Here is a 7,029-nt window from a genome sequence, read left to right on the forward strand (position 1 = left end):
CCCCGGCCTCGGCGTGCAGGCGCCGGTCGTGGCCCGCGGCCTGGACGCGCGGGGAGCCGTCGCCCCGCCGCCGTTCGACCGGCCCGGAGCCGTCGGCTGGTACGCGGCCGGGACGAAACCGGGCGCCGCCGGGACCGCGCTGATGGTCGGTCATGTCGACACCGAGACCCGGCCCGCCGTCTTCTACCGGCTCAGCTCCCTCCAACCCGGCGAGACGGTCCGGGTGCTCCGCGACGACGGCAAGGTCGCCGAGTTCACCGTGGACGACGTCCAGGTCCTCACCCGCGACGGATTCGACGCACAGCAGGCGTACGGGACCCGCGAGACGGGGCGGGCCGAACTGCGGCTCATCACCTGCGGAGGCAGCTTCGACCGGGCGAGCCGCAGCTACACGGCGAACGTGATCGTCTCGGCGTATCTGACGGGATCCGGCCTGTGAGGTCACCTGTGCTCCGCCGCCGGCCGAAGCTCCGGTAACAGCTCTCGGACAAGGCCCGGACGACCTCGTGGGCCAGGCAACGGGTGTGTCAGGATTGAGGCTTGGAACGGTGCACCCAAGGGGGAGTTGGATGTACGTCAGCAGGGGGGCTGGAACGCGGGCTGCCGCGGCGGTGCTGGGGGCGGCACTGCTGATCGCAGGCTGTTCCTCGGGGGACGGAGGGGAAGAGGACAAGAAGGACATCGACGTCGGCCCCGGGATCACCCAACAGCCCAAGGGGACAGACCTGTTCTGGGTCAACCCGGACGGCAACGCGGCGGAGCAGGTGAAGAACTACGAGGAGGCCGGCAAGAAGACGGAGGCCGAGCAGATCCGCAAGATCGCCCAGCAGCCGACCGCCGAGTGGATCAACCCGGAGAACCCGGAGGAACAGGCCCGGGGCTTCACCGAGGCCGCCGCGAAGGCCGACCGCGAGGCCCTGCTCGTCGTCTACAACATCCCGCACCGCGACTGCGGCCAGTTCTCGGGAGGCGGCGCGGCCGACGGCGACGCGTACCGGGCGTTCGTCGACAGCGTCACCAAGGGCATCGGCGACCGCCCCGCGACGGTGATCCTGGAGCCGGACGCCGTGCTGCACATGGTGGACAACTGCACACCCGAGGAGTTCCACGAGGAGCGCTACGCCCTGCTAAGCGAGGCCGTCGGCAAGTTCAAGTCACTGCCGAACACGAAGGTCTACCTGGACGCGGGCAACGCCGGCTGGGGCAAGCCCGACGACATCTCCGAGCCCCTCCATCGGGCCGGCATCGACCAGGCCGACGGCTTCTCGGTCAACGTCTCCAACTTCTACTCCACCGAGGACTCCATCACCTACGGCAAGGAGCTCTCCGCGAAGGTCGGCGACAAACACTTCGTCATCGACACCAGCCGCAACGGCAACGGCCCCTACACCGAGGGCGACCAGAACGAGCGCTGGTGCAACCCGCCGGGGCGCGCCCTGGGCGAGACCCCGACGACGAAGACGGCGGACCCGCTCGTGGACGCCTACCTGTGGGTCAAGCGCCCGGGCGAGTCGGACGGCGAGTGCAAGGGCGGCCCGAAGGCGGGCCAGTGGTGGGCGGACTACGCGCTCAGCCTCGCGAAGGCCTCCGCATAGCGCCTGATACGTGACTGGGGGCGCCCTCCGTGACGGAGGGCGCCCCCAAATAGGTTGCCGTACCTTGCCGTTACGGCACTCTGACCCACTGCGCCTTGCTCGGCGTCCCCTGGTCGTCATCCACGAACAGCATGTACCACCCCGCCTGAACGAGGTTCTTGTTCTTCGGCACGGTCACCGTGATCTTGTTCCCGGACGCCTTGAAGTCCAGCGCGATCGACCGCTGGTCGACGTCCGTCACATGCGTCGACGCGCTCGGCCGGATCAGCCGTACCTTCTTGATCGAGGAGGCGTGCTGCGAGGTGAATGTCCCCGACTCCCCGCGCTCGATGGTCTGCGGTCCGCCCGACAGCGACGGCTGCGAGCCCCGGTACAGATACGGCGGCGTGTAGATCTCGATCCGCTGTTCGAACTTGCCCGGCTTGGTGTTCGCCTTGTCGCCGTACAACGAGTCCGACCCGAAGAACATCACCCGCCCGTCGGGCAGCAGCAGCGACCCGGAGTGGTAGTTCCGGCCCACGAGCGGATCGGCGACCTTGTCGAACGTGTTGGTCCCCGGGTTGTACAGCCGCGCCTCAAGAATGTTGGAGTCGCCGCGCCCCCGGTAGTCCTCCGAACCACCCGACACCAGCACGGAGTCGTCCGGCAGGATCGAGGCCTGCGCATAGCGCGTGCCCTTCTCCAGCGAGGGGCCGTCCACGAACTTCGGCTCGTCGGCCAACATGTCGACGATCCGTGTCTTGTTGCTGGACCGCTTGGACTCGCCGACCCCGCCGCCGCCGATCACCATGTACTTCTCGTCCTGCGCCGGCGGCAGCAGCACCGTGCCGGACGTCTCCATCAGCGTGGGATCGCTCAGCCCGGGCACCTTGGTGAACTTGTTGGACTCCACGTCCCAGACGCCCGGCTCACGGCCCACGTCGTCCGGCCCGTAGCCCGCGTTGGAACCCGAGTAGAAGATCTTGCCGTTCTGCATCAGGAACAGCGCCGGGTACGTCGGGAACTGCATGGTCTTCGGCGTGTACGTCCACTTCTTGGTCTTCGGGTCGAAGATCTCGTTCTTGCCCGGGACCAACTGGCCGATGTCGTCGAGACCGGAGACGCTGAGGATCTTGCCGTCGCTCAGGGTGGTCAGCGTCGGGTACCAGCGCGCCTCCTTCATCGGGTCGACCTTGATGTACTTCTCCGCGACCGGATCGAACTCGAAGGCGTCCCGGATGCCCTGGAAGTCCTTCTTGTCGAGGGCCAGCTTCTGCGCGATGCCGTACGTGTTCTTCGCGTCGGCGCCGGTCAGGCCCTGGACGGTGTAGTTGTCCTGCGTGCCCGTCTCGTACTTGGCGCCGCTCTTCTGCGCCTCGACGTAAATGCGGCCAAGACCCGGGGTGTTGCCCAGGAACCTGCCGGTCTTCTTGTCGAAGTTCTTCGTCGCCCGCTCGACGGTGACCGGGTCCTTCGACACGAAGGTCTTGCCGTTCTCCTTGCCCACGAACTTCGTGCCCGCGGGCAGCGTGACCGGCTTGTCCGGGTTCTCGTTGTGGACGATCATCAGGCCGCCGGCCTTGGTGACGTCACCCTTCAGCTTCTCGTACCGCTTGGTGCCGCCCGCGATCAGCAGGTTGCCGTTGGCGAGCTGGGTGTGGCCGGTGCAGAACAGGTCCTTGGGCGTCGGCACCTTTTTGATGGTGCCCTTGACCGGGTCCCAGATCCGGGTGTCGAACTTCTTGTCGTCGAAGTTGTCCTGGTTGTTGCCCGACCCCGCGACGAGCAGCACCTTGCCGGTGTGCAGCAGCGCCGCGTGGATGGTGTTCTGCCGGTACTCCTCGGGGAACTCGATGACTTCCCACTTGCCGTTCTCGGCTTTGTACTCCGGTCTGTTGATTTGGTACTGGTGGTATTTCTCGGTCCCGAAGCGGTACAGCCACGGCCCGTTCATCCCGGCCAGCGCGAGCACCACCGCCGTGCCTATCGCGAGTCGACGAGCGCGGCGGCGGCCTGCACGGTCGTTCATTCCTTACGTCCCCCAAGTCCACCAAGGGCGATCTGCATGGTCTGGTCGCCCGTCCCGTCCGAGCCCCCGTTCGAGGCGGCCCAGCTCGGCTTGTGCTGCGGGGCGTGCTGGGCAGCGGTGCGCTGCACGGGCAGCGCCTGCGGCTCGTAGGCCCCCACGGGAGCCGCGGGCTGGGCATGCTGTGCGGGTTGGGCGACGGGAGCCGCGTCGCGCGGCTCCTGCTCGGGCACGGCCGGCTTCTTCTTCTCCTGACGCAGCATGTGGCGCCAGGCGAAGATCGGCGTCGCGGTGATCAGCGTGGCGAACGTCGCCCAGATGATCATCGCGGGGTGCGAGTGCCCGAAGACGAAACCGGCTGCGATCGAGGCGCCGAAGATCACGATGAAGTACCAGTGGTACCGGAAGGTCCCGAACCACCTGTCCGGGCTGGCCGAATCGCCCTTGGGGGTGACCACGAACTTGCTCTTGCGGCGCAGTGCGGAGTCGATCAGCGCCTTCGCGTAGAGCGGCGCGGACAGCGCGGACATCACCATGCCGGCCACACCGCCGGATCCCTCCGGCTCGTGCGGGGAGACGTTGTGCCGGCGGTTCCAGATGTACAGGCCGATCTGCAGCGCGGAGGCGTTGCCGTAGAGCATCAGCCACACGGTCGGGTCGATGTTCACACCCGAGGCGCCCAGGCCCAGGAACAGGGCGCAACTCAGCGCCGCGAGGATCCAGTTGAGGGCGGACATCGGGTAGAAGATGATCATCATCGTGTAGTTGAAGAGCTTGCTCGGCGGCAGCGAGTACCAGCCCTTCCAGTACTGCTTGAGGATCGTCTCGTACGTGCCGCGCGACCAGCGCATCTGCTGGGTGAAGAAGTCCGTCCAGGCGCTGGGACCCTCACCGACCGCGAGCACGTCCGGGGTGTAGACCGAGCGCCACTTCTTGCCCGTCGCCGGGTTCTTGTGCCGGTGGATCTCGAAGCCGGTGGCCATGTCCTCGGTGATCGAGTCGTACAGACCGCCGATCTGCTTCAGCGCCTTGATGCGTACGGCGTTCGACGTACCGACGAACATCGGAGAGCCGTACTTGTTGCCCGCGCGCTGGATCAGCGCGTGGAAGAGGAACTGCTGCGACTCGGCGGCCTTGGTGACGAAGTTGTCGTAGTTGCCGTAGACCTGCGGGCCGATGACGAAGCCGATGTTCGGGTCGCGGAAGAAGCCGAGCATCCGCTCCAGGTAGTTGGGCAGCGGCACGTGGTCGGTGTCGACGGAGGCGAAGTAGTCGTAGTTGTCGCCGTGCGCGTCGAGCCAGGCGTTGTAGTTGCCGTGCTTGGTCTTGGCGCGGTGCGGGCCCGAGGGCTGGTTCCACTTGGCGACGCCCTTGCGGGAGAAGTGGTGCACGCCGAGGCGCGCGCAGACCGCCTTCACCTCGGGGTCGTCGCCCTCGTCGAGGAGCCAGACATGCATGAGGCCGCGGTGGCGGATCTTCACCGCGGCTTCGAGGGTCTTCGTCACCATCTCCAGCGGCTCCTTGCCGGGCACGAAGGAGGTGAGGAAGGCCACTCTGGTGCCGGTCTCGGGCACCACCGGGATCGGGTCGCGGGCGACCAGCGTGGCGTGCGCGTTCGACAGCACGTTCATGCAGCGGAAGAACTCGATCAGACCGATCGAGACGAGCATGACGATGTCCAGCGCCGGCAGCCAGGCGAAGGCCGGGTAGTCGCGCTCCGTCCAGTGCTCCGGCTGCAGCAGCCACACCAGCAGCACCACCGACAGCACCGGCGCCGCGGCCAGCATCAACGCGACCCTGATGCGGTGCGGCTCCTGCGAGATCAAGGAGCGGTACTGCACTCTGTACGGCTTGTTCGGATCGGGCTGTGTGAGGGGACCGGCCAGCCGGCTGTAGTGCTCGTAGTCGTACTTCGGCAGCGTCTTCTTGATCCTGCGGAACGCCCCCGTCCGATGCGAAGGCACCCTGAGCTGGGTCGTGCTGGACGGGTCGTAATCCTGCCGGGCGCCCGTCGGCGTCGACGTCATGAGTCATCCCCCCACACGCGAGTCATCGCGTGTTTCGTTTCGTTTCCTTACGTCTGCTCGGGTCCCCCTAGACCTTCACAGACGTATCAGCGGTGGGTCGCAGTCACCACATGCTCCACAACTTACAGACACCGGTGTGCGACCTTCCGGTTGCATGATGCCCCCCTCGGCATCCGGCCATGAACGGGGCCCCTCTCCCCGAGCGACCGGGCAACCGTCTCCTTGCCCCCCAACTGCCGCGAATCGGCGGCATCTTGAAGAACCAGGGTTCTACGGTGTTCATCATGATCGCAAGATGCGAAACGCGGTGTTTACCGGTCATACGCGTTCATTGTGGCCCCTGTGGGGACTTTGTGGAGCCGTTGTGGACAGGCGGGTGCGGATGTTGCCGACAGTGAGGCGAGAGAGTACCCGGCCAAACGAGTGGTGGGCCCCTCGTTCGTACGAGGGGCCCACCCTGTCCGTGCGCCGCCAGGGACTCGAACCCCGGACCCGCTGATTAAGAGTCAGCTGCTCTAACCAACTGAGCTAGCGGCGCGCGCTGACCTGCACAAGTTTACCGGACGTCCTGGGGTGCTCCGGACCGCCCGGCCCCCGGCCAGGGGAGGGGCCCCGGTGGGTCGCCGTACATCATTCGGACCGTCAGCATGCGCGCGCGGAAGACGGTTGAGAAACTGGCGAATGTGTACACGTATGAACAATTCCAGCAGGAATGTGACAGGGATGTGAGGGGAATCGCATGGCGACTCCGGTCTTCGAGGAATTGCCTGCCTCCCATGGGGTGCCCGGCTATCCCGGGCGGGCGCTGTTCCGGCCCGGGGCGAACAACGAGTACGTCACCCAGCTCGGCCGGCAGCTGGTGAGGAAGGGGTTCGGCAAGTACCGCACCACCGGGCCGGGGCCGCGCTGGGGCGAGGCGGACCGGCGCGGCGTCGAGGCCTTCCAGCGCGCTCAGGGCTGGCGGGGCGGCGCGGCGGACGGCTACCCGGGGCCGGAGACCTGGCGGCGGCTCTTTTCGTGAACGGCGGCTTCGGTGCCGTATCCCCCTGTTGTGACGCATCTGGCGCGGAGGCTGGAGGCACCCATGAGTACGACCACTTCCCACACCCCGGAGTCCGAGGGGCCGCCCGCACGGCCACGCGACCGGCTCATCCAGAACGAGTCGACCACCGAGATCCCCGTCCATCTGCTGTTCCGCGACGAACCCGGCCCGGTAGTACGACCACTTCCCACACCCCGGAGTCCGAGGGGCCGCCCGCACGGCCACGCGACCGGCTCATCCAGAACGAGTCGACCACCGAGATCCCCGTCCATCTGCTGTTCCGCGACGAACCCGGCCCGGTGGCGATGCCGCTGAAACCCGCGGTGGTGGGGCGTCGGCACGGGACGGGGGAGCAGCCGC

At 67.1% G+C, this 7,029-nt stretch carries 4 protein-coding genes, 1 tRNA gene and 2 pseudogenes; 4 read left to right on the forward strand and 3 right to left on the reverse strand.

The window, feature by feature from the left end; all coding sequences use genetic code 11:
- Together CLM62_RS05080 and CLM62_RS05085 are read left to right on the forward strand one after the other, a co-directional pair.
- The coding region (locus CLM62_RS05080; RefSeq protein WP_107483760.1) for a class F sortase at positions 1 to 439 on the forward strand (439 nt) is incomplete at its 5' end.
- Between the two features lie 130 nt (positions 440 to 569).
- On the forward strand, positions 570 to 1,595 hold the full coding sequence (locus CLM62_RS05085) for a glycoside hydrolase family 6 protein (RefSeq protein ID WP_095748659.1): 1,026 nt from the start codon (positions 570 to 572) through the stop codon (positions 1,593 to 1,595).
- A 70-nt stretch (positions 1,596 to 1,665) separates the two neighbouring features.
- On the opposite strand, the gene CLM62_RS05090 is transcribed toward CLM62_RS05085, so the two are convergent.
- The 3 genes from CLM62_RS05090 to CLM62_RS05100 all read right to left on the reverse strand — a co-directional run bounded on the left by CLM62_RS05090 (position 1,666) and on the right by CLM62_RS05100 (position 6,165).
- Complete coding sequence (locus CLM62_RS05090; RefSeq protein WP_095748660.1) at positions 1,666 to 3,603, reverse strand: kelch motif-containing protein; 1,938 nt, start codon at positions 3,601 to 3,603, stop codon at positions 1,666 to 1,668.
- Entirely contained in the window at positions 3,600 to 5,627 is a 2,028-nt protein-coding gene (locus tag CLM62_RS05095; protein ID WP_095748661.1) for a glycosyltransferase family 2 protein, read from the reverse strand. The genes CLM62_RS05090 and CLM62_RS05095 overlap by 4 nt, the downstream gene beginning before the upstream one ends.
- Before the next feature lie 464 nt (positions 5,628 to 6,091).
- Positions 6,092 to 6,165 (reverse strand) — tRNA-Lys (locus tag CLM62_RS05100).
- A gap of 228 nt (positions 6,166 to 6,393) precedes the next feature.
- Between CLM62_RS05100 and CLM62_RS05105 the strand changes: the two are divergent.
- Both CLM62_RS05105 and CLM62_RS52915 read left to right on the forward strand, forming a co-directional pair.
- Positions 6,394 to 6,648: pseudogene (locus CLM62_RS05105) on the forward strand (peptidoglycan-binding protein); the annotation flags it as partial.
- A pseudogene (locus tag CLM62_RS52915) lies at positions 6,534 to 7,029 on the forward strand (hypothetical protein); the annotation flags it as partial. The pseudogenes CLM62_RS05105 and CLM62_RS52915, both read left to right, overlap by 115 nt.

Origin of the sequence: Streptomyces sp. SA15 (assembly GCF_002291145.1) — a bacterium.
In the GTDB taxonomy this organism is placed as follows: domain Bacteria; phylum Actinomycetota; class Actinomycetes; order Streptomycetales; family Streptomycetaceae; genus Streptomyces.

Coding starts and splice junctions, on each gene's coding strand:
- CLM62_RS05085 (WP_095748659.1), top strand. CDS start 570: ATGTACGTCAGCAGGGGGGCTGGAACGCGGGCTGCCGCGGCGGTGCTG.
- CLM62_RS05090 (WP_095748660.1), bottom strand. CDS start 3,603: ATGAACGACCGTGCAGGCCGCCGCCGCGCTCGTCGACTCGCGATAGGC.
- CLM62_RS05095 (WP_095748661.1), bottom strand. CDS start 5,627: ATGACGTCGACGCCGACGGGCGCCCGGCAGGATTACGACCCGTCCAGC.